Annotated in this window: 2 protein-coding genes; one reads left to right on the plus strand and one right to left on the minus strand. The window is 69.9% G+C overall.

Annotated elements, in window-relative coordinates:
* Positions 1–838: cyanuric acid amidohydrolase (gene atzD / locus BRAS3809_RS22490; RefSeq protein WP_035657682.1), on the minus strand; the 838-nt coding region annotated here is incomplete at its 3' end.
* Positions 839–958: 120 nt separating this feature from the next.
* On the opposite strand from atzD, the gene BRAS3809_RS22495 reads away from it, so the two are divergent.
* Positions 959–1,762 (plus strand): MBL fold metallo-hydrolase, encoded by an 804-nt coding sequence (locus tag BRAS3809_RS22495; protein ID WP_008964336.1) that lies wholly within the window; start codon positions 959–961, stop codon positions 1,760–1,762.
* The last annotated feature ends 225 nt before the right edge of the window (positions 1,763–1,987 follow it).

A 1,987-nucleotide genomic window follows, 5' to 3' on the forward strand; every position in this document is an offset into this window, starting at 1 on the left:
GGGCCAGCGCGGCGCGGGCCGGCTCGATGTCGATGGCATCGGCCATCACGCCGTGATCGATCGCGAGCGGGCCGGTCCACGCCGCCGACATGCCGGCGACCATGATCTCGTGATCGAGCAGCTCGACGCCGCCGGAGGTCGCCGCGCGCCTGCTGTAGCGGGTGAAGTCGGCGCAGATGTCGGCATCGGACAGGTCGTCCGCGGTGAGCTCACCCAGCGCCACGGCGACGCCGAGCGCCGAGGCGCCACGGGAAAAGCCCATCGACTTCAGCGTGTCGCGCACGGCGGTGCGTGCGCCGCGCGCCTCCGCCGCCTCGATGCGCTCCATCGTCAGAAGCGGGCATTTCACCTGGACGTAGTGAACGTCGGCCGGATCGGCGATGCCGGCATCCGCCATCGCCGCGCGGACCCCGGCCGCGACCAGCGCGACCTGCTGCATCCGGCCGAGATGCTCGCTCGCGAGCGGCGGCGTCCGGGCCCGGCCGAGCGCCAGCGACGTGGCGTAGGCGCGCGGCGCGCCGCTGTCGTCGACCGCGCGTGCCTCGAACACGATCATGTGCGGCGACAGCGCGCCCTCGGTGCCGCCGGACATCACCATCGCAATCTGACGCACCGCCTCGGCGGGAAGATGCCGGCCGAGCAGCGCCTCCAGCGAGCGAACCGCGAAGGCGCGGGTGAAATCGTTGACGCAGCCATTGCCCTCGGTCTTGCCGAGAATGGCGACGATGCCGGACGGATCGATCGTCCCCTGCGCGATCGTGGCCTCCAGAGCGCCGATATCATCGGGGCTTCGCATCGGCAGGCGATGAACGTGGGCGCGGCGCGAAGGTCGGGACATGTCGAAAGGCTCCTTGGTGCTGGCGGGCGAGATTACGCAATCACGACTGCGCGCGCGACGGTGCAGTGGGGCGGCAAGCATGCTAGGTGTAAGCCTTGCATCGAAGCCCGCCGGTGAGCCATGCCCCTCTGGACCTGCTCTCAATGCGGCGCGCAGTTTCCGGACGCGCCCGCGCCGCCCCGCCATTGCGTCGTCTGCGAGGACGAGCGGCAATATGTGAACTGGAAGGGCCAGCACTTCCTCAGCCGCGACGAACTGGCGGAGCGGCATCAGGTCATCTGGCGCGAGGATGACGGTCTGACCGGCCTCGGCATGGAGCCGAGCTTCGCGATCGGCCAGCGCGCGCTGCTGATCCCCGAGCCGGACGGCTGCGTGATGTGGGACTGCATTCCGCTGGCCACCGAGGCTGCGATCAGCCATGTCCGCGCGCTCGGCGGGCTCAAGGCCATCGCGATCTCCCACCCGCATTACTATGGCGCGGTGGCCGATTGGAGCGCGGCCTTCGGCAATGTGCCGGCCTATCTGCACGGCGACGACGCGGCCTTCGTCACCCGGCCGCATCCGTCCATCATGCCGTGGAGCGGCGACCGGCTCGCCATCTCCGACGATGTCGTGCTGCTGCGGACCGGCGGGCATTTTCCCGGCGCGACCATCCTGCACTGGCGCAAGGGCGTCGACGGCAAGGGCGCACTGTTCACCGGCGACATCGCGATGGTGGCGATGGACCGCCGCCATGTCAGCTTCATGTACTCCTATCCGAACTACATCCCGCTCGGCCCCGCCGCCGTGCGCCGCATCGCCGAGACGGTCGCGCCGCTGGCCTTCGACCGCATCTATGGCGCCTGGTGGCAGAAGAACATCGCAAGCGATGCGAAGGGGGCGTTCGACCGCTCCGTCACGCGCTATCTGGCGGCGATCGCCTGACGCCGCTGTGACGTGGCGGCGAGCCCTTCAAGGCCGGGACACCCGGGCCTCGCCCTTCGAGACGCCCGCCTGCGGCGGGCTCCTCAGGGTGAGGCGTGAGAGGGGTTCGATCAGCCGCCAAGGCCACGCGCTGGCGGCAGGCGCACCGAGTCGACAACGAGGGCTTGCTTCTTTTTGACCGGCAAGCCGCTCATGGACAATGTGCCGCTCCGGCTCCGGAACCAG

This window comes from Bradyrhizobium sp. STM 3809 (assembly GCF_000239795.1).
Taxonomy (GTDB): Bacteria; Pseudomonadota; Alphaproteobacteria; order Rhizobiales; family Xanthobacteraceae; genus Bradyrhizobium.